A 22,640-nucleotide genomic window follows, 5' to 3' on the forward strand; every position below is an offset into this window, starting at 1 on the left:
CATTTCTACCTGACGCTCGACTGCGAACTCGATGCGCTGCTGGCGTTGCGTACGCAGATCAATGCGGCAGCCCCGGTGAAGAAGACCGATAAGGGCGACGCACCCGCCTACAAGCTGTCGGTCAACGACATGGTCATCAAGGCGATGGCGCTGGCGCTGAAGGCGGTGCCGGATGCCAATGCCTCATGGACCGAAAGCGCCATGGTCAAGCACAAGCATGCCGATGTCGGCGTYGCCGTGTCGATCCCCGGCGGCCTGATCACGCCGATCATCCGCAAGGCCGACGAAAAGACGCTGTCCACCATCTCCAACGAGATGAAGGATCTGGCCAGCCGCGCCCGCAGCCGCAAGCTGAAGCCGGAAGAGTATCAGGGCGGTACAACCGCGGTGTCCAATCTCGGCATGTTCGGCATCAAGGACTTTGCCGCTGTCATCAACCCGCCGCATGCGACGATCCTGGCGGTCGGTGCCGGCGAGGAGCGGGCAGTGGTCAAGAATGGCGAGATCAGAATAGCCACCGTGATGTCGGTGACGCTGTCGACCGATCATCGCGCCGTCGATGGTGCGCTGGGTGCCGAACTGCTCGTAGCCTTCAAGCGGCTGATCGAGAACCCGATGGGCATGCTGGTCTAGGNTGTCGACCGATCATCGCGCCGTCGATGGTGCGCTGGGTGCCGAACTGCTCGTAGCCTTCAAGCGGCTGATCGAGAACCCGATGGGCATGCTGGTCTAGGAAGGGAGAGGGCGGTGCGGATAGTCTTCACCAGCCTCTTCGCCTTCATCTTTTTCCGATTCGCCGGTGGTCTGGTCGCTCAACTGCTTGCGGTCGCAAGCCATGCGCAGGAAGAATATATTCTTGCGCGGCTTTTTTTGCGACGCACCGACGATCATCAACTGGCTGGCCCTTTGCGCGATTGTCCTGTTCGTGCTGATCAGGCTCGGCCTGATCGGCTGGACGTTCTCGCAGCCATCAGCAGACGCGGTTTGATCAACGCACAGGTGGGCGCATGAAGGCGGTTCTTTGCTACGGCGACTCGCTGACCTGGGGCTACAATGCCGAAGGTGGCCGCCATGCGCTGCAAGACCGCTGGCCGAGCGTGCTGCAGGTTGGGCTCGGCGGCGGCGTTCAGGTCGTCGCCGAAGGCCTCAACGGCCGCACCACGGCCTTCGACGATCATCTGGCCGGTGCGGACCGCAACGGTGCAAAACTGTTACCAACCGTCCTTACGACCCATGCGCCGATCGACTTGATCGTCATCATGCTCGGTGCCAACGACATGAAGCCGTGGATCCACGGCAATCCGGTCGCGGCCAAGCAAGGCATCCAGCGGCTGATCGACATCGTGCGCGGCCACGACTATCCGTTCGACTGGCCGGCGCCGCAGATCCTGATCGTTTCGCCGCCTGCGGTCAGCCGCACCGACAACGCCGAATTCAAGGAAATGTTCGCCGGCGGTGACGAGGCTTCGACGCGGTTGGCGCCGCTCTATGCCGCTCTCGCCGATGAGGCCGGCTGCGGCTTCTTCGACGCCGGCTCCGTGGCGCAAACCACCCCGCTCGACGGCGTCCACCTCGATGCCGAAAACACGCGAGAAATCGGCAAGGCGCTGACGCCGGTCGTGCGCGTCATGCTGGAATTGTGAAGGAGAAGTACCGTGGCTGAGAACTACGACGTCATCATCATTGGCTCCGGCCCCGGCGGTTACATCGCTGCCATTCGTGCAGCCCAGCTGGGCCTCAAGACGGCGATCGTCGAGCGCGAGCATCTCGCGGGCATCTGTTCGAACTGGGGTTGTATCCCGACCAAGGCGCTGCTGCGTTCCGCTGAAGTGATGCACTATGCCGAGCATGCGAAAAACTACGGGCTGAAGATTGAAGGCACTGTCAGGGCGGACCTGAAAGCTGTCGTCGACCGTTCGCGCGGCATTGCGCAACGCATGAACGCCGGTGTCGGCTTCCTGATGAAGAAGAACAAGGTCGATGTCATCTGGGGCGAAGCCAAGCTGACGAAAGCCAACGAGATCATCGTCGCCAAATCTTCCAAGAAGCCGATGGAGCCGCAGGCGCCGCTGCCGAAGAACACCAAGGGCGAGGGCACTTATACTGCCAAGCACATCATTATCGCCACGGGGGCCAGGCCGCGCGCACTGCCTGGCATCGAGCCTGACGGCAAACTCATTTGGACGTATTTCGAGGCGATGGTGCCGCCGGAGATGCCGAAGTCGCTTCTGGTCATGGGATCGGGTGCCATCGGCATCGAATTCGCCTCATTCTACCGCACCATGGGTGTGGACGTGACCGTGGTTGAGGTTTTGCCGGCCGTCATGCCGGTCGAGGACGCCGAGATTTCCGCTTTCGCCAAAAAGCAGTTCGAAAAGCAGGGCATGAAGATTCTGCTCGAGGCGAAAGTGGCGAAAGTCGAGAAGGGCGCGAACTCGATTACCGCGCATGTTGAGCTCAAGGACGGCAAGGTCGAGAAGATCACCGCCGACCGGATGATCTCTGCTGTCGGCGTGCAGGGCAATATCGAAAATCTCGGTCTCGAAGCCCTCGGCGTGAAGACGGAACGAGGCTGCATCGTCATCGACGGCTATGGAAAGACCAATGTGGCGGGGCTCTACGCCATCGGTGATGTCGCCGGCCCGCCGATGCTGGCCCACAAGGCGGAGCACGAAGCAGTCATCTGCGTCGAGAAGATCGCTGGCTTGCCTAACGTCCATCCCATGGACAAACTGAAGATTCCTGGCTGCACATACTGCAATCCGCAGGTCGCCTCGGTTGGCCTGACGGAAGCCAAGGCCAAGGCCGAGGGCAAGGACATCCGTGTTGGACGCTTCCCCTTCGTCGCCAATGGCAAGGCCATCGCGCTTGGCGAGGATCAGGGGCTGGTCAAGACCATCTTCGACAAGAAGACTGGTCAGTTGCTCGGCGCGCACATGGTCGGCGCCGAAGTGACCGAATTGATCCAGGGCTTTGTCGTGGCGATGAACCTGGAGACAACCGAGGAAGAGCTGATGCACACCATTTTCCCGCACCCGACGCTGTCGGAGATGATGAAGGAAAGCGTGCTCGACGCCTATGGCCGCGCGCTAAACGCGTGATAAATTGAAAGCGCTGGTACAGATGGAACCCGGCGGCAAGGTACTTCGTTTGCGGATGCATTTTCACCAATCACACAAGGAGAAGGCATATGCACCTGAATGGCGTCGGCTGGATTGCAGCCATCATCATCGGTGGCCTGGCAGGCTGGTTCGCCGAAATGTTCATGAAGAGCAATACCGGCATCTTCATGAACATTGTTATGGGCATCGTTGGCGCGGTCGTGCTGAACGCCATTCTGCAGGCTATCAATTTTGGCCCGTTCGGCGTCGGCTGGATTGCGTATCTGATCACGGGCTTTATCGGTGCCTGCCTGCTGATCTGGGTCGGACGCCTGGTGCGCCGTTAGTCGATATCATTCCCGCTATGCGAAAAAGGCTGTTGCGGCATGCGCCGCGGCGGCCTTTTTCTTTGTGTTGAAAAGTCTTAGATGACGTTATGACAGCGGACGCCTGACGGGCGGTCGCCAATGAACCAGGTTCCCCGATGGTCACTGTCCTCGATACGATCGCCAACGCCCCGCGCCTGCGGCATCCGGAAAAGGCACACAAGCCTGACCAGGACGTGCTGCGCAAGCCCGACTGGATCCGCGTCAAGGCGCCAATGTCGAAGGGCTATGCCGAAACGCGCGAAATCGTGAAATCGCACAAGCTGGTGACGGTCTGCGAAGAGGCCGGCTGCCCCAACATCGGCGAGTGCTGGGAAAAGAAGCACGCCACCTTCATGATCATGGGCGAGATCTGCACGCGCGCCTGCGCCTTCTGCAACGTCGCCACCGGCATTCCGACAGCACTCGATCCCGATGAGCCGGCCCGCGTCGCACACGCCGTCAAGCAGATGGGCCTGACCCATGTCGTCATCACCTCGGTCGACCGCGACGATCTCGCCGATGGCGGTGCGCAACATTTCGCCGAGGTCATCCGCGCCATCAGGGCGGCAACGCCGTCGACGACGATCGAAATCCTGACGCCCGACTTCCTGCGCAAGGACGGCGCGCTGGAGATCGTTGTGGCGGCCAAGCCCGACGTCTTCAACCACAATCTGGAGACCGTGCCGTCGAACTATCTGACGGTTCGGCCGGGCGCCCGCTATTTCCACTCGATCCGGCTGTTGCAGCGGGTCAAAGAACTCGATCCGTCGATCTTCACCAAATCCGGCATCATGGTCGGCCTGGGCGAAGAGCGGAACGAGATCCTGCAGCTGATGGACGATCTGCGTTCGGCCAATGTCGACTTCATGACCATCGGCCAGTACCTGCAGCCGTCGAAGAAGCACCATCCGGTGATCCGTTTCGTCACGCCGGAGGAATTCAAGTCCTTCGAGACGATCGGCCGGACCAAGGGTTTCCTGCTGGTGGCGTCGAGCCCGCTGACGCGCTCGTCGCATCATGCCGGCGACGATTTCGCCCGGTTGCGCGCGGCACGGGAAGCGCTTCTCAAGAAATCAGCTTAACTAGCTGGTTTCATGCCAAAATTCGAAGCCACCCGTCGCGTATCCCACACACCGGAGCAGATGTTCGCGCTGGTCGCCGATGTCGAATCCTATCCACAATTCCTGCCGCTTTGCGAAGCGCTGACGGTTCGCTCGCGCAAGGAGCGTGACGGACGCACTGTGCTCCTCGCCGACATGAGCATTGGCTACAAGGCGATCCGCGAAACCTTCACGACGCAGGTGTTGCTGAAGCCCGACGAGAACACCATCGACGTGAAGTACATAGACGGCCCGTTCAAATATCTGAGCAATGTCTGGCGTTTCGAACCGGACGGCGCCGGCTGCGCCGTCCGCTTCTTCATCGACTACGAGTTCAAGAGCCGCATTCTGGGCGCGGTGATGGGCACCATGTTCGACCGCGCCTTCCGCATGTTCGCCGAGGCGTTCGAGAAGCGCGCGGATGTCATTTATGGTGCAGCACCCTCGGCCTGAGGCTGGTCAAGCGCACGCAAACCCAATTCCAGTGCGTGCCGTACGGTTTCCTGGCGGATGAAATCGCGCCCCTTGTCGGGAAACAGTTTGTGCTCGGCGGTCACGCTCTGGCCACCCAGCCCGACGCCGAACCAGACCAGGCCGACAGGTTTTTCCGCAGAACCGCCGCCAGGTCCGGCAATGCCGGTGACCGCCAGGGTCAGTCCGGCGCGCGAACGGGCAAGCGCGCCTGTTGCCATTTCGATCGCCGTCTCGCGCGAAACCGCCCCATGCGCCTCGAGCGTGGCGGGGGAAACACCGAGCATGTCCATCTTGGCTTCGTTGGAATAGGTGATGAAGCCGCGATCGACCACGGCGGAGGATCCGGCGATGTCGGTGAGCGCGGCGATGATCATGCCGCCGGTGCAGCTTTCCGCCGTCGCCAGCATGATGCCGCGCTTCTGGCAGGCTTGCAGCAGGGCATTTGCCAGATCGGTGTTGCTCATTCCGGCACCTCGCCGGGAAACACCACGCTGGCGGTGGCAATCGCCGCAATGCCTTCCTCGCGCCCGACAAAACCGAGCTTCTCATTGGTTGTCGCCTTGATCGAGATACGATCCGGTGAAATTGCCAGCATCTGCGAAAGGGTTGCGGTCATCGCCTCGCGATGCGGGCCGACGCGCGGCGCTTCGCAGATCAGCGTGATATCGGCATTGGCGATGCGGCCGCCGCGTTCGCGCACCAGTTTTGCCGCATGTTCGACGAAGATCCGGGACGCAGCGCCCTTCCACTGCGGATCGGAGGGCGGAAAATGGGTGCCGATGTCGCCGGCGCCGCAAGTCGCCAGCAGCGCATCTGTCAGGGCGTGCAGGCCGACATCGGCGTCTGAATGGCCGGACAGTTTCTTGTCATGAGGAATGGCGACGCCACACAGGGTGACATGGTCGCCGGGCTCGAAGGCGTGGACGTCGTAGCCATTGCCGGTACGGATGTCGGGAAAGCGCACGCGTTCGCCGGAAAGCCGCTGGTCCGCCATCGTAATATCCCGTGCCCAGGTGAGTTTGACATTGTCCGGCGAGCCCGGAACGATCTTGACCGGAATATGCGCCCATTCGGCGATTGCGGCGTCGTCGGTAAAATCCATTTTCCCCAGATGATGGGCCTTCTCATGCGCGGCAAGGATGGGCCAGAAGGGAAAGCCCTGTGGCGTTTGCGCCGCGTGAAGGCCGCTGCGCGAAACGGTTTCCTCAACCACGCCGGCGGCCGACTCGCGCTTCAGCGTGTCGGCGACGGGCAAAGCGGGCAACGCTCCCTCCCGCTCGCCGATGGCGGCGATGGTGCGGTCAATCAACTCCGCATCGACGAACGGACGCACGGCGTCGTGGATCAGAACCTGCGCCGGCGCGTAGCCTCTCAGCGCAAGCAATCCGAGCCTGACGGACTCCTGCCTGGTCGCCCCACCCATGACGGCTGTGACTCGCTCAGCGTTGGCGCCCGCCGCCTGCCGGAACAGCTCGTGGTCGTCGGCATGGATGGCGACGACAATCTCGCTGGTCTGCGGGTGCGCCAGAAAAATCTCCAACGTGTGTGCGATGACGGCAAAGCCACCAATGTGTTGATATTGCTTCGGCCCGTTGGCCTGTCCAGCGCGCGCGCCACGGCCGGCTGCAACGATCACCACCGCGACCTTGCCATCAGCACTCGAAACGTGATTTTCACTTGCGTCAGTCATTGCGGATTGGTCCTAGCGCACGATCCCGAAAAGTGTAATCGGTTTTCGGAAAGATCGTGCGCCAAGTATGAAATTCCAAAGCGTCCTTTGCGCGTCCTGAGGGACGCGCGGCGCTTTGGCCGCAGCCAGTCCCGAAGGCCAGCATTTTCCCAATTGCGCCTTAATGTGGCGTCATTCCGCGTTGCACATTGCCGCGGTTCTGGCTAGAGAATGTGCAACGAATGAACATGCTTGGTTTTTGTGCATGGTTAACTTGACCAAATTGGCCGCGCCGCTTGACGTCGGCGGCGTGAAAATCCGCAATCGCGTGTTCCTCGCGCCGATGTCGGGCATTACGGACGAGCCGTTCCGGCAGCGTGCTCACGCGCATGGCGCGGGCCTGGTCGTGTCCGAAATGGTGGCCAGCGGCGAGCTTGCCAAGGGCAGGGCCGGCTTCAACCTGCGCATACGCCACTCCGGCCTGCCCGTCCATATGGTCCAGCTTGCTGGCCGCGATGCGGCGCACATGGCGGAAGGCGCGCGAATTGCCGCCGGCGAGGGCGCCGACATCATCGACATCAACATGGGCTGCCCGGCAAAGAAGGTCACTGGTGGCTATGCCGGTTCCGCATTGATGCTGGATCTCGACCATGCACTGTCGCTGATCGACGCTGTTGTCGGCGCGGTCGAGGTACCGGTGACGGTCAAGATGCGGCTGGGCTGGGACGAAGGCGCACTCAACGCGCCGATGCTGGCGCGCCGCGCCGAGCAGGCCGGCGTCAGGATGGTGACCGTGCACGGCCGCACGCGCTGCCAGTTCTATCAGGGCAAGGCCGACTGGCGCGCCATCGCCCGCGTCAAGGAAGCCGTGTCCATCCCGGTCGTCGCCAATGGCGATGTTTCTTCGCCAGAGGAAGCCGCTGCCATTCTCGAGCAGTCCGGCGCCGACGCTGTGATGGTCGGGCGCGCGCACTATGGCGCGCCCTGGATCGCCGGCGGCATCGCTGCTGCAGCGGCGGGCGAGGCTGCGACCAACGTCCCGCAGAGCCCGACGGCACGGGCCGACTATGTAGTCTCCCACTATGAGGACATGCTGGCGCTCTACGGCGTCGAGAGCGGCCTGCGCCAGGCGCGCAAGCATCTCGGCTGGTATCTCGATCGTCATGCCGGCGGTGTCGCTGACGATAGTCGAAAGGCCATACTGACCGCATTCGAGCCCGCGCGCGTCATTGCCTTGCTGCAGGATGTGTTTTCGCGCGATCCGCAACCCTTGAACCTGCGGAGCGCCGCATGAACGCCGCCGCCGGCCAGGGCGCTGAAATGGCGGATGCCGCCCAGATCGTGCTCAACACCATCCGTCGTCCGGTGATCATGATCAGCGATGAGGGGTACATCACCTATGCCAACGCCGATGCCGAGGATTTCTTCCGCTCGAGTGCGACGATGCTGGCGCGCAACACGCTGTCAAAACTCATTCCCTTTGGCAGCCCGCTGCTGACGCTTGTCGACCAGGTGCGCGAGCGTCGGGCCCCAGTCAACGAGTACCGCGTCGACGTGTCGTCGCCGCGCCTCGGCATCGAGAAGGTCGTCGACCTCTATGTCGCGCCGGTGCCGGAATATCCGGGCTCCGTCGTGGTGATGTTCCAGGAACGGTCGATGGCCGACAAGATCGACCGGCAGATGACGCATCGCGGCGCGGCGCGCTCGGTCACCGGCCTGGCGGCCATGCTTGCCCATGAGATCAAGAACCCGCTCTCCGGCATCCGGGGTGCTGCCCAGTTGCTCGAACTGTCCGCTTCCGACGAGGACCGCGCGCTGACGCGGCTGATCACCGACGAGACGGACCGCATCGTGTCGCTGGTCGATCGCATGGAGGTGTTTTCCGACGAGCGGCCGATCGATCGCTATCCCGTCAACATCCATGTCGTGCTCGACCATGTGAAGGCGATTGCTAAGAACGGTTTTGCCAAGAGAATCAAGATAATGGAGGATTATGATCCTTCATTGCCTCCGGTGTTTGCCAACCGCGACCAGCTCATCCAGGTGTTCCTCAACCTGGTCAAGAACGCCGCCGAGGCGATCGGCAGCGACCCGCAGGGCGAGATCGTGCTGTCGACCGCCTTCCGGCCCGGCATCCGTGTTTCCGTGCCGGGTACGCAGGATCGCGTATCGCTGCCGCTGGAGTTCTGCGTGCGCGACAATGGCTCCGGCGTCTCGGAAGATATTTTGCCGATCCTGTTTGACCCGTTCATCACCACCAAGCCGAATGGCTCTGGGTTGGGTCTTGCGCTGGTCGCCAAGATCGTCGGCGAGCATGGCGGCATCATCGAATGCGAATCGACGCCGCGCGGGACCACATTCCGCATCCTGATGCCGGCCTGGAAAGAAGCGCCATACGGCGCCAATGAAGACGGTGAAGGAGACCGCAAATGACCGTTCGCGGCAATATTCTCGTCGCCGACGACGATGCGGCGATCCGCACCGTACTCAACCAGGCGCTTTCGCGCGTCGGCCACGAGGTGCGCGTCACCTCCAACGCTTCGACGCTGTGGCGATGGGTGGCGGCGGGCGAGGGCGATCTGGTCATCACCGATGTGGTGATGCCGGATGAAAACGCCTTCGACATGCTGCCGCGCATCAAGAAGGCGCGGCCGGAACTGCCGGTCATCGTCATGAGCGCCCAGAACACCTTCATGACGGCGATCCGCGCGTCCGAAACCGGAGCCTATGAATATCTGCCCAAGCCGTTCGACTTGACCGAGTTGCTCAACATCGTCAACCGGGCGCTTTCCGAGCCGCGGCGGCCGAAGATCGATGTGCGGCCGGAAGAGCAGCCCGACGCGATGCCGCTGGTCGGCCGCTCTGCAGCCATGCAGGACATCTATCGCATGCTGGCGCGCATGATGCAGACCGATCTGACGGTGATGATCTCGGGCGAATCCGGCACCGGCAAGGAGCTGGTGGCGCGCGCGCTGCATGAATATGGCCGCCGTCGTGGCGGGCCGTTCGTCGCCATCAACATGGCGGCGATCCCGCGCGATCTGATCGAATCGGAACTGTTCGGCCACGAGAAGGGCGCCTTCACCGGCGCGCAGAACCGCTCGACCGGCCGCTTCGAACAGGCCGAAGGCGGTACGCTGTTCCTCGACGAGATCGGCGACATGCCGATGGAAGCACAGACGCGCTTGCTGCGCGTCCTGCAGCAGGGCGAGTACACGACGGTTGGCGGACGCACGCCGATCAAGACCGACGTGCGCATCGTCGCCGCCACCAACAAGGATCTGCGCACGCTGATCAACCAGGGGCTCTTCCGCGAGGATCTTTTCTATCGCCTCAACGTCGTGCCGCTGAGGCTGCCCGCGCTGCGCGAGCGCTCCGAGGATGTGCCCGATCTCGTCCGCCATTTCTTCAAGCTCGGCGAGATGGAAGGCCTGCAGACCAAGCGCATCTCGTCCGGCGGCATCGAACTGATGAAGCGCTATCCGTGGCCGGGCAATGTGCGCGAATTGGAAAATCTGGTTCGCAGGCTGGCAGCGCTCTATTCGCAGGACGAGATTTCCGCCGAGATCATCGAGGCGGAACTCAAGACCGGCGAACGCCCGGTGGTGCCGGGTGGCGGCAACCTCATTCCCGACGACCTGTCGATCGGCCAGGCGGTCGAGCACTTCCTGCAGCGCTATTTCGCCTCGTTTGCCGGCGATTTACCACCTGCCGGGCTTTATCAGCGCATCCTGTCCGAGGTCGAGTTTCCGCTCGTCCTGGCCTCGATGACGGCAACCCGCGGCAATCAGATCAAGGCCGCGGAATTGTTGGGGCTCAACCGCAACACTCTGCGCAAGAAGATTCGCGAACTCGGCGTCAACGTCTACAAATCATCGCGGCAGGGCTGAGCCCTGATCTGAGCGTCGGGCTCTTTTCGGGGGACGGCTCGCGAAAGATTTCCGTCTCGGTCACACTTGTTGCATAATCGCCACAATGCGTTGCATACATCCGACGCATTCATGGCTCTAGACGACGACATGGCTCCGCAGGCACCGACAACAAACCAACCGCTTTTCAGCGAACCCGGCACGCGTGACGGGCGCCGGCTGCTTGCGCTGCCGGGCGTGGTCGCGGTCGTGGGGGCGTTGGTGACGGCGGCGATCTCGTTCACCATCCTTGTCGGCGCGACGCCGATCACGCCCAACGAATCGACGACGCTGGCGCTGATCGCCCTCAACGCGGCTTTCGTCCTGTTCCTTATCGCGCTGGTCGGACGTGAAGTGCACCGCATCCTCATGGCACGCCGGCACGGCAAGGCCGCCTCGCGGCTGCACGTGCGCATCGTCGCCATGTTCGCTCTGGTCGCCGCCATTCCCGCCATCATGGTGGCGATCATCGCGTCGATCACGCTCGACATCGGCCTCGACCGCTGGTTCGAGATCCGCACCAAGACGATCGTCAATTCGTCGCTGTCGATCGCCGACGCCTATGTCCAGGAAAATGCCCGTAATCTCCAGGGCACGACACTGTCGATGGCCTATGATCTCGATGCGTCGCGCACACTCTACGGCCTTGATCGCACTGGATTTCTCGACCTGATGACCAAGGAGGCCGTAGGCCGGTCGCTGGCCCATGCGGCGCTGATCAAGCCGGACGGCTCTTTTGTCATGAGCGCCAAGACCGATACGGATTTCGCCATGCCCGAGCCGCCGGAAGGCGCCGTGTCCAGCGCTGCCGACGGCAAGCCGGTGCTGATCGAGCCGAAAACGCGCAACATCATGGGCGCCATCGTGAAACTGCGCGAGATCGAAGGGCTCTATCTCTACACCATTCGCCTCGTTGATCCCGAAGTGATCAAGGCGCGGCAGATCGTCAGGTCCAACACCGACGAATATCGCGGCCTGGAAGACAACCGCCGCACCTCGCAGGTGGCCTTCGCGCTGCCCTATCTGTCGCTGACGCTGATCATCATCCTGTCCGCCATCTGGACCGGCATTGCGGTTGCCGACCGTCTGGTGCGGCCCATTCGCCAGCTTATCGGTGCCGCCGACGAGGTGGCGACCGGCAATCTCGACGTTGCGGTTCCCGTCAGGCCATCCGACGGCGATGTCGCTTCGCTCGGCGATACGTTCAACAAGATGCTTCTGGAGCTGAAATCACAGCGCAACGAGATCCTGTCGGCCAAGGACCTGATCGACGAACGGCGCCGCTTCTCGGAAGCCGTGCTTGCCGGCGTCACCGCAGGCGTCATCGGCGTCGATCCCTACGGCATCGTTACCATCGTCAACCGCTCGGCCGAGGCGATGCTGGCCATCTCCGCCAGCGCCGCCCTTGGACAGAACCTTTCCGCCGTGCTCCCGCATGTCGGCCGCGTCTTCGAGATCGGCCGCAAGTCCGGCAAGCCTGTCTATCGCGAGCAGGTGACCTTCTACCGCGCCGGCGCCGAACGGACCTTCAACGTGCAGATCACCATCGAGGCCGGCGATGACGGCTCGGAGGAAAAATCCTATGTCGTGACGGTCGACGACATCACCGACCTGGTTCAGGCACAGCGCTCCTCCGCCTGGGCCGACGTGGCGCGGCGCATCGCCCATGAGATCAAGAATCCGCTGACGCCGATTCAGCTGTCCGCCGAGCGCATCAAGCGACGCTTCGGCAAGGTCATCACCGAGGACCGCGAGATTTTCGATCAATGCACCGACACCATCATCCGGCAGGTCGAGGACATCGGCCGCATGGTCGACGAATTCTCCGCTTTCGCGCGCATGCCGAAGCCCGAGATGAAAGCCATCGATCTGCGCGAATCGTTGCGCGAGGCCTCGTTCCTGGTTGAAGTCAGCCGCGCCGACATTGCTTTCGAGCGCGTATTCGGCAACGAGCCGCTCAAGGGCACTTTCGACAGCCGGCTGATGGCGCAGGCTTTCGGCAATGTGATCAAGAACGCCGCCGAAGCGATCGACGGACTGGAACAGAAGGACGGTTCGCACGGCATAATCCGGATTCAAGCCGGGCGCCAGAATGGAGCGATTCGCATCGACGTCATCGACAATGGCAAAGGCCTGCCGCGTGAGAATCGCCAACGGCTGCTCGAGCCCTATATGACCACACGCGAGAAGGGCACCGGGCTCGGTCTCGCTATCGTCAAGAAGATCGTGGAGGACCATGGTGGCAGGCTGGAACTTCATGATGCCCCTGCCGATTTCCACAATGGGCGCGGCGCGATGATCAGCATCATCCTACCGCCTGCGGCCGCTGCGTCTCCACCACGCAGCGAGAGCAGGTCGGAAAACGAAAGAGAAACTGAAAAGGTCGGTAATGGCGTCTGATATTCTCATCGTCGATGACGAGGAAGACATCCGTGAACTCGTCGCGGGCATCCTGAGCGACGAAGGTCACGAAACCCGCACGGCATTCGATGCCGACAGCGCGCTGGCGGCGATTGCCGACCGGGCGCCGCGGCTGATTTTCCTCGACATCTGGCTGCAGGGCTCGCGCCTGGACGGGCTGGCTTTGCTCGACGAGATCAAGACGATGCACCCGACCTTGCCCGTGGTGATGATTTCCGGCCACGGCAACATCGAAACGGCGGTCTCCGCCATCCGGCGCGGCGCCTATGACTTCATCGAAAAACCGTTCAAGGCCGACAGGCTGATCCTCATTGCCGAGCGTGCGCTCGAGACCTCGAAATTGCGGCGCGAGGTTTCCGACCTCAAGCTGCGCAGCGGCGAAACTTTCGACCTAATCGGCATGTCGTCGGCGATGAGCCAGTTGCGCCAGACCATCGAGCGCGTCGCCCCGACCAACAGTCGCGTGATGATCATCGGCCCGTCGGGCTCGGGCAAGGAACTGGCCGCGCGCGCCATCCACACGCTGTCGGCACGCAAGACCGCACCGTTCGTGACGCTGAGCGCCGCCAACATCACGCCCGAGCGCATGGAGATCGAGCTGTTCGGCACCGAATCGAACGGCGTCGAGCGCAAGGTCGGCGCACTCGAGGAGGCTCATCGCGGCATCCTCTACATCGATGAGGTGGCCGACATGCCGCGCGAGACGCAGAACAAGATCCTGCGCGTGCTGGTCGAGCAGCAGTTCGAGCGGGTAGGGGGCACCAAGCGGGTCAAGGTCGATGTCCGCATCATTTCCTCAACCTCGCAGAACCTCGAGGCGATGATCGCCGACGGCCGTTTCCGCGAGGATCTTTATCATCGCCTGGCGGTGGTTCCGGTCATGGTGCCGGGACTGGCCGAGCGGCGCGAGGACATTCCCTATCTCGTCGACAATTTCATGAAGCAGATCGCACGCCAGGCCGGCATCAAGCCGCGCCGCATCGGCGACGATGCGCTGGCCGTGCTGCAGGCGCACAATTGGCCGGGCAACGTTCGCCAGCTGCGCAACAATGTCGAGCGCCTGATGATCCTGGCGCGCGGTGATGACGTCGATGCGCCGATCACCGCGGACCTGTTGCCGGCCGAGATTGGCGATGTCATGCCACGCACCCCGAATCAATCCGATCAGCACATCATGGCGCTGCCGCTACGCGAGGCGCGTGAGCAGTTCGAGAAGGACTATCTCATCGCCCAGATCAACCGCTTCGGCGGCAACATCTCGAAAACCGCCGAGTTCATCGGCATGGAGCGCTCCGCTCTGCACCGCAAGCTGAAGTCGCTGGGCGTCTGACACGCAGCGCCGAGCCAGCCGGCCTGTACCAAGCATTTGCCGGTTACGGCGGCGGCGGAATCGCATAAGAAAGCCCCAAGAATTTCCTAGAGGTTGCCCATGCCGCGCATTGCCTATGTCAACGGGCGCTATGTCACGCACGCCGACGCCGCCGTGCATATCGAGGATCGCGGCTATCAGTTCGCCGACGGCGTCTACGAGGTGTGCGAAGTAGCGCGCGGCTTCATCGTTGACATGCCGCGCCACCTGGCCCGGCTGAACCGCTCGCTGACCGAATTGTCGATCGCCTGGCCAGTCACCTCTCACGTGCTGCCGCTCATCCTGCGCGAGGTGGTCAACCGCAATCATGTCGCCAACGGCCTGGTCTATGTCCAGGTGACGCGCGGCGTTGCCAGCCGCGACTTTGTCTTCCCTTCCGCCGACACCAAGCCGTCCCTGGTAGTGACCGCCAGGAAAGCCGATCCGGCGGCTGGAGCAAAGCGAGCCGAGACCGGTATCGCTGTCATCACCGTGCCGGAGAACCGCTGGGATCGCGTCGACATCAAGAGCGTCGGACTGCTGCCCAATGTATTGGCCAAGCAGAAGGCCAAGGAAGCGGGCGCCCAGGAAGCCTGGTTCGTCGACGGCGACGGCATGGTCAAGGAAGGCGGATCGTCCAACGCCTGGATCGTCACCAGGGACGGCGTCCTGGTTACCAGGCCGGCCGAGCATGGCATCCTGCGCGGCATCACCCGCACGACCATGTTTGAAGTGGCTGCCAAGCTCGGCCTGAAGATCGAGGAGCGCGGCTTTTCCGTCGCCGAGGCCAAGGCGGCACGCGAGGCGTTCATCAGTTCCGCAACGACAATTGCCATGCCGGTCGTGGCCATCGACGGCGATACGGTCGCCAATGGACACCCCGGCTCAATAACACTTTCGTTGCGGCAGGCCTTTTTTGACATTGCGGAAAAAAGTCCAGCCTGATAACCGCACAGGTGGAATGAACATCAATATATCTCGTTCTGCTTGTCGTTACTGACGACGAGACGGTGTTTGCGAGCTTGACATGCGCCCGTTAATTTGGCGCATTGGCTTGCAAATCGAAGGGGATCGGCGAAAGACAAGAACAATGGCGGAACGATCGCAAAACCTTCAGGACCTGTTCCTGAATTCAGTTCGCAAGAGCAAGAACCCACTCACCATCTTCCTCATCAACGGCGTCAAGCTGACCGGCGTGGTCACTTCGTTCGACAATTTCTGTGTGCTGCTGCGCCGTGACGGTCACTCCCAGCTCGTCTACAAGCACGCCATTTCCACGATCATGCCGAGCCAGCCGGTTCAGATGTTCGATGGCGAGGAAAGTCAGGGCGCCTGATTGGCACGTGAGAAAGACGCGGACGCCACTGTTCGCGGAAAACCAGCGCATCATCCCGGGACGGAAGCCAAGGGCCCGACCCGGGCCGTTGTCATTGTGCCCGTCCTGACCCGCCACCAGCGCAACGACGACGAGACCAACCGCCCACGGCTGATGCGTTCGGCTGACGCTCGCCACGACGAGGCCGTCGGTCTTGCCCGCGCCATCAATCTTGACCTGATCCACACGGCGGTGGTCACCGTCAATGATCCGCGCCCGGCGACGCTGCTGGGCAGCGGCAAGGTGGCCGAGTTCGCCGAAATCGTCAAAGAGGGTCACGCGGAGGTGGTCGTCGTCGACCATCCGCTGACCCCGGTGCAGCAGCGCAATCTCGAGAAAGAGCTGAACGCCAAGGTGCTGGACCGCACCGGGCTGATCCTTGAGATTTTTGGCGAGCGCGCGCGCACCAAGGAAGGCACGCTGCAGGTCGAGCTCGCCCATCTCAACTACCAGAAGGGCCGTCTAGTACGCAGCTGGACCCACCTTGAGCGCCAGCGCGGCGGCGCCGGCTTCCTCGGCGGCCCCGGCGAAACGCAGATCGAATCGGATCGGCGACAGCTGCAGGAAAAGATCATCAAGCTGAAGCACGAGTTGGAAACGGTGCGCCGCACGCGCGACCTGCACCGAGCCAAGCGCAGGAAGGTGCCGTTCCCGGTGGTGGCGATTGTCGGCTATACCAACGCCGGCAAGTCGACGCTGTTCAACCGACTGACCGGAGCGGATGTGCTGGCGCAGGACATGCTGTTCGCCACGCTCGATCCAACGCTGCGCCGCGTGCGCCTGCCGCATGGCACGCCGATCATCCTTTCGGACACGGTCGGCTTCATCTCGGACCTGCCGACGCATCTGGTCGCGGCTTTCCGCGCCACCCTGGAAGAGGTGGTCGAGGCCGATCTCGTCATCCACCTGCGCGACATTTCAGATCCCGATACCGCGGCGCAAGCCGAGGATGTCGAGCGTATCCTCGCCGACCTCGGTGTCGATGCCGGCGACGCCAAACGGGTCATAGAAGTGTGGAACAAGATCGACAGGCTCGACGAGGGCAACAGGAGCCGGCTGCTCGCCGATGGCGCCGACGCCAGCAAGGCGCCGCCCATTGCGGTGTCGGCGGTGACCGGCGAGGGAATCGATGCGCTGAAGGCGATCATCGAAACGCGGATGGCGGGTGAGCTTGAAGACCTGACGGTGACGATCGAGCCGGCACAGTTCGGCCTTGTCGACTGGCTTTATCGCAATGGCGATGTCCTTTCGCGAAGCGACAATGATGACGGTAGCGTCACCATCTCGCTCAAGGCAACACAAAGCGCCCGCGAAGAGATCGAAAGCAGATTGCGTCGCAAAAACAACGGCTAATGCATGTCGCCCAAAAGTGGTCCCGGTTTTGGGACTACGACATGCATAGACAAATCCAAAAGCAGGCTACTTCGCGGTTTTTGCTTCCTGCCACAGCGCTTCCATCTCGGCCAGATCAGCCTTTTCCAGCGTACTGCCGGACTTTTCCAGGGCCTGTTCGACATAATGGAAGCGTGAGCGGAATTTCTCGTTGGTGCCGCTCAGCGCTGCTTCCGAATCGAGCTTGAGGTGACGGCCGAGATTGACGACGGCAAACAGCATGTCGCCGAACTCGTCCTTGATCGAGGCTGTGTCGCCCTTGGCCAATGCCTCGCGCAGCTCGCCGATCTCTTCCTGGATCTTGTCGAGTATGGGCGCCGCCTCGCTCCAGTCGAAGCCGACGCGGGCGGCCTTCTCCTGAAGTTTCAGCGCCCGGGTCAGGGCGGGCAGGGCGACCGGCACGCTGTCCAGAAACCCCTTGCCGTTGTCTTCCGGGTCGAGACCGCGGGCGAGGCGGGCGCTTCGCTTCTCAGCCTTCTCTTCGGCCTTGATCTTTTCCCACATGCCCTTGGCCATGCCGGCGCTGCGGGCCTTTTCGTCGCCGAAGACATGCGGATGGCGACGGATCATCTTCGTTGTGATGGCTTGCACCACGTCAGGGAAGGCAAATTCGCCGGCTTCCTTGGCCATCTGGGCATGATAGACGACCTGCAGCAGAAGATCGCCGAGTTCGTCGCGCAGATCGTCGAGGTCGCCGCGCGCGATGGCGTCGGCCACCTCATAGGCTTCCTCGATCGTATAGGGCGCGATGGTCGAGAAATCCTGTTCGATGTCCCAAGGGCAGCCGGTCTTGGGCGCCCGCAGCGCCGCCATGATTTCGATCAGGCGCGAAATGTCTTTCGATGGCGTCATGTGGTGGATGGTATCGCGCCGCCGGCCGCGCGGCCAACGCTGTCAGCCGGCGAGGGGGGCTTGTCCACAGGTGCTGGATACCCAGCCTGTCAGTCGAACACAGAAACGATCGCCTTGGCGAGTTCGTCCATGCCGTCCTCGGGCAGACCGGCGACATTGATACGGCTGTCGCCGACCATGTAGACGCCGTGCTCGGCGCGCAGCCGCTCGACCTGCGCTTCCGTGAGGCCAAGGCGGGAAAACATGCCGCGATGGCTGGCAACGAAATCGAAGCGGTCGGAATTGGACTGCCGGCGCAACGCCTCGGCGAACTGGACGCGAAGCCTGAGCATGCGCAGGCGCATCTCTTCAAGCTCAGCCTCCCAGTCCGCACGCAAGGCGGCATCTTCCAGCACGATGCGCACCGCGGCAGCGCCATGGTCCGGCGGCATCGAATACATGGCGCGCGCCGCCGACAGCATCTGGCTCATCGCCACATCCGCCTGTGCGCCGTCCTTGGCCAGGATCATCGCCGCGCCGACACGGTCGCGGTAGACGGCGAAATTCTTCGAGCAGCTCGACGCGACGACCATTTCCGGAACTTTCGCGGCCAGCAGGCGCAAGCCGAGGGCGTCGGCCTCAAGGCCATCGCCAAAGCCTTGATAGGCGATGTCGACAAACGGCAGCAGCTCGCGCTCGACGACCAGATCGGTAACGGCAGCCCACTGGGCCGCATCCAGATTGGCGCCGGTCGGGTTGTGGCAGCAGCCATGCAGCAGCACGACGTCGCCGCTCTTTGCCGTCCGCAGCGCTGCCAGCATGTCGTCGGAACGAACGGCGCCCGAGGCCGCATCGAAATAGGGGTATTCGCGGATCTGCAGGCCGGCGGCGCGCATCACCGGCATGTGGTTCGGCCAGGTCGGGTCCGACAGCCAGATGGTTGCATCGGAGCGTGTCCGCTTCAGCAGTTCCGCCACCAGCCGCAGCGCGCCGGAGCCGCCAGGCGCCTGTGCGGCGCGGATGCGCGTCATGTCGGCACCCGGACCGAAGGCGAGCTTGGCCATCACAGTGGTGAATCCGGTATCGCCGGCAAGGCCAAGATAGGTCTTGGTGTCCTGACCCTGTAGCAGCCGCTTTTCGGCTTCGCGCACCGCGCGCATGACCGGTGTCTTGCCGTCGCGATCCTTGTAGACGCCGACGCCGAGGTCGACCTTGTCGGGGCGCGGGTCGGCGCGATAAAGGCCTATCAGGGCCAGGATCTTGTCGGCTGGGGCGGGCTGCAGGGCTTCAAACATCGATACGGCTCCAATGGCGGCGGATTGATACGCAAATCGGCCGCGTTTCGCCAGCGCTTTTCCTGCCGCCTCAGCCGATGCAAAGCTTGATGCCGGTCTCAGCAGCGGTTCAAAGGATGAGCAGAAGCGAACGATGTGCTCCAGCGAACCCAGCGAAAAATTTGGCAGGGCAGGGATTAAAATCCCCACATGCTCCGTAAACAGGACATGAAACCGTCGATGCCACGCTTTGACATCATAGGACAGCTCGGTTCGCTGCGCCGCTACGCGCGCTCGCTGACGCGCGACAGCACGGACGCCGAGGATCTCGTGCAGGACGCGCTGGTGCGTGCCTATGAGCGGCGCGGCACCTTCCGCTCCGGTGGAAATCTGCGCGCTTGGCTGCTGTCGATCGTCCACAACGCCTTCATCGACAAAATGCGGTCCCGCAGGTCCGAAGCGGCGCGCGTCGAACAGGCCGGATACCTTGCCGAGGGCAGCACACCGGCGCCGCAGGAACATTCGGTGCGCCTGGCGCAGGTACGCGAAGCCTTTTTCAGCCTGCCGGAAGAACAGCGTTCAGCGCTGCACCTCGTCGCCATCGAAGGCCTTTCCTACAGCCAAGCCGCCGATGCCAGCGGCGTGCCGCTGGGCACGCTGATGTCACGCATTGGCAGGGCGCGCGCCGCACTGCGCGAGATGGAGGCGGCTCCCGCGAAGGCGAAAAACCATCTCAAGATCGTTGGAGGCCCGTCATGACAGCAACTGTCGATCCCGTGACGGATATCGACCTCGACGCCTATGTCGACGACCAGGTCGACGTCACCCGCCGCATCGAGGTCGAGGCTTTTCTGTCCGCTCGGCCGGAGGCCGCGGCACGCGTGATGTCGGATCTCAGAACCCGCGATGAACTGCGCGTGGCGCTTGCCGGCTCCAAGGGCATGGCGCGGCCCGCGACCGCCGATGCCGCGCGACGGCTGGAGAGGGCGCTTGCGCGCGGCCACATCTTCGGTGTGTTGCAGCGTGCTGCGGCGGTCGCCGCCTTCGTGGCCGCCGGTTGGCTGGCGAACGGCATAATCGGGCCGATATCGGTGACCAAGGTCGTCGCCTCGCCGCAGCCGCCTGCCTATGTCGACGAGGCGGTGCGGGCCCACAGGACGACGCTGGTGCGCGAGAGCATGCCCTCGCAGCCGGAAGCGCCCAATTACAACGCCGGCGAGATCCGCGCCGCGACGGCCATCGTCATGCCGTCACTGCCGGCGGACTGGAAGGTCCGCGACGTGCAGATCTATCCGTCGCGCTTTGGCCCGAGCGTCGAGATGGCGGTCGAGACGAAGGACATGGGACTGGTGTCGCTGTTTGCGATCCGGCCCGGAACCTTCGACGTCGTCAAGCCGACCATCGCGCCATCGGGCGATATTTCCTCGGCTTATTTCCAGGTCGGCGAGGTCGCCTATGCGGTGGTCGGACGGAGCGAGGTCCACGACCTCGATCGCGCCGCCGAGACGCTCGCCAGAACGTTGTACTGACCGATCCACAAGGAGAACGCAAATGAACACCCCCAATCTGGGATACCGCGTCGGCGCCGGCGCCCAAACGGGAGCCATCTTCGACGAGGGCCTGCGCCAGCACATGCTGCGCGTCTACAACTACATGGGCGTTGGCCTGGTGGTCACCGGCCTGGTCGCCTTCATGATATCGTCGACGCCGGCGCTCTACGTGCCAATCTTCTCCAGCCCGCTGAAATGGGTGGTGATGCTGGCGCCGCTCGCCTTCGTCATGCTGTTCTCGTTCAAGATGCAGACCATGTCGGCGGCCAGCGCCCAGGCGATGTTCTGGGCTTTCTGCGCGGTCATGGGCCTGTCGCTCGCCTCCGTGTTCCTGGTCTTCACCGGAACCAGCATCGCGCGCACCTTCTTCATCGCCGCCACCATGTTCGGCGCCACCAGCCTCTACGGCTACACGACCAAGCGCGACCTGACCCAGTTCTCGTCGTTCATGATCATGGGCCTGATCGGCGTGGTGATCGCCAGCATCGTCAACATCTTCCTCGGCTCGACCGCGCTGCAGTTCGCCATCTCGGTGATCGGCATTGCCGTGTTCATCGGCCTGACCGCCTGGGACACGCAGACGATCAAGGAACAGTATGCCGAGAACTTCGACGCTGAATCGCGCCAGAAGCTCGCCGTCTTCGGCGCCTTCTCGCTCTATCTGAACTTCATCAACATCTTCCAGCTGTTGCTGAATTTCACCGGCGAACGCGAGTAATCCGGACCGTAGCAGGCAACGCTACGCATCTTGCCGTGGCCGGAGGGCAACCTCCGGCCACGGTTTTCCATTTGAGGCAGGACCTTTCATGCTGTGCCGTGGATCATTCATCGCGGCTGACCGAGACGCGATGTAGATCTGCCGCTCTTGAGTTCACACGTCGCCTTTTGCTAGCCTGCCGGCCACGCCACTCGTGAGGACGCATGGAACAGGACAGCCTGACGCTTCACGGTGACGGCATCTCGGCGACTGTCGTCGGGCAGGGCGCCGAACTGGTCTCCCTGCGCGGTGCCGACGGCACAGAGTTTCTGTGGCAGGCCGGCCCGGAATGGCGGCGTCACTCGCCGGTGCTGTTCCCGATCGTCGGGCGGCTGAAGGGCGACCAGTTGCATCATCAAGGCCAGACCTATCCGATGACGCAGCATGGGTTCGCGCGCGACAAGCCGTTTGCCTGGGCGCAGAGGGAGCCAGGGGCCTGCACGCTGGTCCTCACCGACGACGCCGATACCCGTGCGCACTACCCCTTCGCCTTTCGCCTGGCGGTGACCTACACATTGGACCGCCGTCAGCTTGATGTGACATTCGACATCACCAACACCGGCGATGAGTTGCTGCCGGCATCGATCGGGGCGCACCCGGCGTTCAATTGGCCCTTGCTGCAGGATCTGGCCAAGACGGATTGCCGGCTGACCTTTGCCGATGACGAGCCGGCGCCGATCCGCCGGCTGAAGGACGGCCTGCTGCTGAAAACACCACAGCCGACGCCTGTCGAAGGCAAAACTCTAGCGCTCTCCGAACGGTTGTTTGACGAGGACGCCGTGATCATGGACCAGCCAGCCAGCACCAGTGTGCGTTATGGCGCTGAGCGTCGTCCGGCCCTGGAGATGTCGTGGCAGGGATTTCGGGAATTGGGCATCTGGTCAAAGCCGGGTGGCGCGCCGTTCCTGTGCATCGAACCCTGGCACGGCATCGCAAGCCCGGTGGATTTCGACGGCGATTTTGTCGACAAGCCGGGCCTGATGCTGATCGCACCTGCAGCAAAGCGCGTGCTGAGCTATCAGATACGGCTGCTGTGACGCCCTTGATCGGCAGATCCGGCCACACCGACGGT

Annotated in this window: 23 protein-coding genes and 1 pseudogene; 20 read left to right on the forward strand and 4 right to left on the reverse strand. The window is 62.8% G+C overall.

Annotated elements, in window-relative coordinates; translation table 11 throughout:
• The 8 genes and pseudogenes from ASD99_RS17910 to ASD99_RS17940 all read left to right on the forward strand — a co-directional run.
• A partial coding sequence (locus ASD99_RS17910; protein WP_200951009.1) for a 2-oxo acid dehydrogenase subunit E2 occupies window positions 1-633 on the forward strand: 633 nt, incomplete at its 5' end.
• Between the two features lie 2 nt (window positions 634-635).
• Window positions 636-733 (forward strand): annotated as a pseudogene (locus ASD99_RS33430) (2-oxo acid dehydrogenase subunit E2); the annotation flags it as partial.
• A 14-nt stretch (window positions 734-747) separates the two neighbouring features.
• Window positions 748-1,011: a hypothetical protein gene (locus ASD99_RS17915; RefSeq protein ID WP_244497786.1), complete on the forward strand. Its 264-nt coding sequence runs from the start codon at window positions 748-750 to the stop codon at window positions 1,009-1,011.
• Entirely contained in the window at window positions 1,008-1,643 is a 636-nt protein-coding gene (locus ASD99_RS17920) for an SGNH/GDSL hydrolase family protein (RefSeq protein ID WP_057144445.1), read from the forward strand. Before ASD99_RS17915 ends, ASD99_RS17920 begins: the two co-directional genes overlap by 4 nt.
• Before the next feature lie 12 nt (window positions 1,644-1,655).
• Entirely contained in the window at window positions 1,656-3,101 is a 1,446-nt protein-coding gene (gene lpdA / locus ASD99_RS17925) for a dihydrolipoyl dehydrogenase (RefSeq protein ID WP_057144446.1), read from the forward strand.
• Between the two features lie 89 nt (window positions 3,102-3,190).
• The gene (locus tag ASD99_RS17930; RefSeq protein WP_056588706.1) at window positions 3,191-3,448 is read left to right on the forward strand and encodes a GlsB/YeaQ/YmgE family stress response membrane protein; all 258 of its coding nucleotides are present in this window, start codon (window positions 3,191-3,193) and stop codon (window positions 3,446-3,448) included.
• 137 nt (window positions 3,449-3,585) lie between these two features.
• Window positions 3,586-4,551: a lipoyl synthase gene (gene lipA / locus ASD99_RS17935; RefSeq protein ID WP_057144447.1), complete on the forward strand. Its 966-nt coding sequence runs from the start codon at window positions 3,586-3,588 to the stop codon at window positions 4,549-4,551.
• Window positions 4,552-4,563: 12 nt separating this feature from the next.
• A complete protein-coding gene (locus ASD99_RS17940) occupies window positions 4,564-5,022 on the forward strand; it encodes a type II toxin-antitoxin system RatA family toxin (protein WP_056588712.1) in 459 nt (152 codons plus the stop codon).
• On the opposite strand, the gene ASD99_RS17945 is transcribed toward ASD99_RS17940, so the two are convergent.
• Together ASD99_RS17945 and ASD99_RS17950 are read right to left on the reverse strand one after the other, a co-directional pair.
• The gene (locus ASD99_RS17945; RefSeq protein WP_056588716.1) at window positions 4,998-5,507 is read right to left on the reverse strand and encodes a CinA family protein; all 510 of its coding nucleotides are present in this window, start codon (window positions 5,505-5,507) and stop codon (window positions 4,998-5,000) included. The genes ASD99_RS17940 and ASD99_RS17945 overlap by 25 nt on opposite strands.
• A complete protein-coding gene (locus ASD99_RS17950; protein ID WP_056588719.1) occupies window positions 5,504-6,733 on the reverse strand; it encodes a bifunctional 2-C-methyl-D-erythritol 4-phosphate cytidylyltransferase/2-C-methyl-D-erythritol 2,4-cyclodiphosphate synthase in 1,230 nt (409 codons plus the stop codon). Before ASD99_RS17950 ends, ASD99_RS17945 begins: the two co-directional genes overlap by 4 nt.
• 244 nt (window positions 6,734-6,977) lie before the next feature.
• Between ASD99_RS17950 and dusB the strand changes: the two genes are divergently transcribed.
• From dusB to hflX, 8 genes are all read left to right on the forward strand, one after another.
• The gene (gene dusB / locus ASD99_RS17955; protein WP_057144448.1) at window positions 6,978-8,006 is read left to right on the forward strand and encodes a tRNA dihydrouridine synthase DusB; all 1,029 of its coding nucleotides are present in this window, start codon (window positions 6,978-6,980) and stop codon (window positions 8,004-8,006) included.
• Window positions 8,003-9,145, forward strand: coding sequence for a two-component system sensor histidine kinase NtrB (locus ASD99_RS17960; RefSeq protein WP_056588725.1), 1,143 nt, complete (start codon window positions 8,003-8,005; stop codon window positions 9,143-9,145). Before dusB ends, ASD99_RS17960 begins: the two co-directional genes overlap by 4 nt.
• A complete protein-coding gene (gene ntrC / locus ASD99_RS17965; protein WP_056588728.1) occupies window positions 9,142-10,602 on the forward strand; it encodes a nitrogen regulation protein NR(I) in 1,461 nt (486 codons plus the stop codon). Before ASD99_RS17960 ends, ntrC begins: the two co-directional genes overlap by 4 nt.
• 129 nt (window positions 10,603-10,731) lie before the next feature.
• A complete protein-coding gene (locus ASD99_RS17970) occupies window positions 10,732-13,020 on the forward strand; it encodes a sensor histidine kinase NtrY-like (RefSeq protein WP_056588731.1) in 2,289 nt (762 codons plus the stop codon).
• Window positions 13,010-14,371, forward strand: a complete 1,362-nt coding sequence (locus ASD99_RS17975) for a sigma-54-dependent transcriptional regulator (RefSeq protein WP_056588733.1) — start codon at window positions 13,010-13,012, stop codon at window positions 14,369-14,371. Before ASD99_RS17970 ends, ASD99_RS17975 begins: the two co-directional genes overlap by 11 nt.
• A gap of 99 nt (window positions 14,372-14,470) precedes the next feature.
• Window positions 14,471-15,334 (forward strand): D-amino-acid transaminase, encoded by an 864-nt coding sequence (locus ASD99_RS17980; RefSeq protein WP_056588736.1) that lies wholly within the window; start codon window positions 14,471-14,473, stop codon window positions 15,332-15,334.
• Window positions 15,335-15,479: 145 nt separating this feature from the next.
• Window positions 15,480-15,725, forward strand: coding sequence for an RNA chaperone Hfq (gene hfq, locus ASD99_RS17985; protein WP_006202172.1), 246 nt, complete (start codon window positions 15,480-15,482; stop codon window positions 15,723-15,725).
• Window positions 15,726-17,117, forward strand: coding sequence for a GTPase HflX (gene hflX, locus ASD99_RS17990; RefSeq protein WP_056588739.1), 1,392 nt, complete (start codon window positions 15,726-15,728; stop codon window positions 17,115-17,117). It begins immediately after the preceding gene.
• A gap of 66 nt (window positions 17,118-17,183) precedes the next feature.
• On the opposite strand, the gene mazG is transcribed toward hflX, so the two are convergent.
• On the reverse strand, window positions 17,184-18,008 hold the full coding sequence (mazG, locus tag ASD99_RS17995; RefSeq protein WP_056588742.1) for a nucleoside triphosphate pyrophosphohydrolase: 825 nt from the start codon (window positions 18,006-18,008) through the stop codon (window positions 17,184-17,186).
• A gap of 89 nt (window positions 18,009-18,097) precedes the next feature.
• Window positions 18,098-19,282: an aromatic amino acid transaminase gene (locus ASD99_RS18000; protein ID WP_057144449.1), complete on the reverse strand. Its 1,185-nt coding sequence runs from the start codon at window positions 19,280-19,282 to the stop codon at window positions 18,098-18,100.
• A 219-nt stretch (window positions 19,283-19,501) separates the two neighbouring features.
• On the opposite strand from ASD99_RS18000, the gene ASD99_RS18005 reads away from it, so the two are divergent.
• The 4 genes from ASD99_RS18005 (at window position 19,502) to ASD99_RS18020 (ending at window position 22,605) form a co-directional block, all read left to right on the forward strand.
• Window positions 19,502-20,020 carry a sigma-70 family RNA polymerase sigma factor gene (locus tag ASD99_RS18005; protein ID WP_244497788.1) on the forward strand — a complete coding sequence of 173 codons (519 nt, stop codon included), beginning with the start codon at window positions 19,502-19,504 and terminating at the stop codon, window positions 20,018-20,020.
• Complete coding sequence (locus ASD99_RS18010; protein ID WP_057144450.1) at window positions 20,017-20,790, forward strand: anti-sigma factor family protein; 774 nt, start codon at window positions 20,017-20,019, stop codon at window positions 20,788-20,790. Before ASD99_RS18005 ends, ASD99_RS18010 begins: the two co-directional genes overlap by 4 nt.
• Window positions 20,791-20,812: 22 nt before the next feature.
• Window positions 20,813-21,529, forward strand: a complete 717-nt coding sequence (locus tag ASD99_RS18015; RefSeq protein WP_057144451.1) for a Bax inhibitor-1/YccA family protein — start codon at window positions 20,813-20,815, stop codon at window positions 21,527-21,529.
• 203 nt (window positions 21,530-21,732) lie between these two features.
• Window positions 21,733-22,605, forward strand: coding sequence for an aldose 1-epimerase family protein (locus ASD99_RS18020; protein WP_057144452.1), 873 nt, complete (start codon window positions 21,733-21,735; stop codon window positions 22,603-22,605).
• The last annotated feature ends 35 nt before the right edge of the window (window positions 22,606-22,640 follow it).

The sequence above is a fragment of the Mesorhizobium sp. Root695 genome (assembly GCF_001428185.1).
GTDB lineage: Bacteria > Pseudomonadota > Alphaproteobacteria > Rhizobiales > Rhizobiaceae > Mesorhizobium.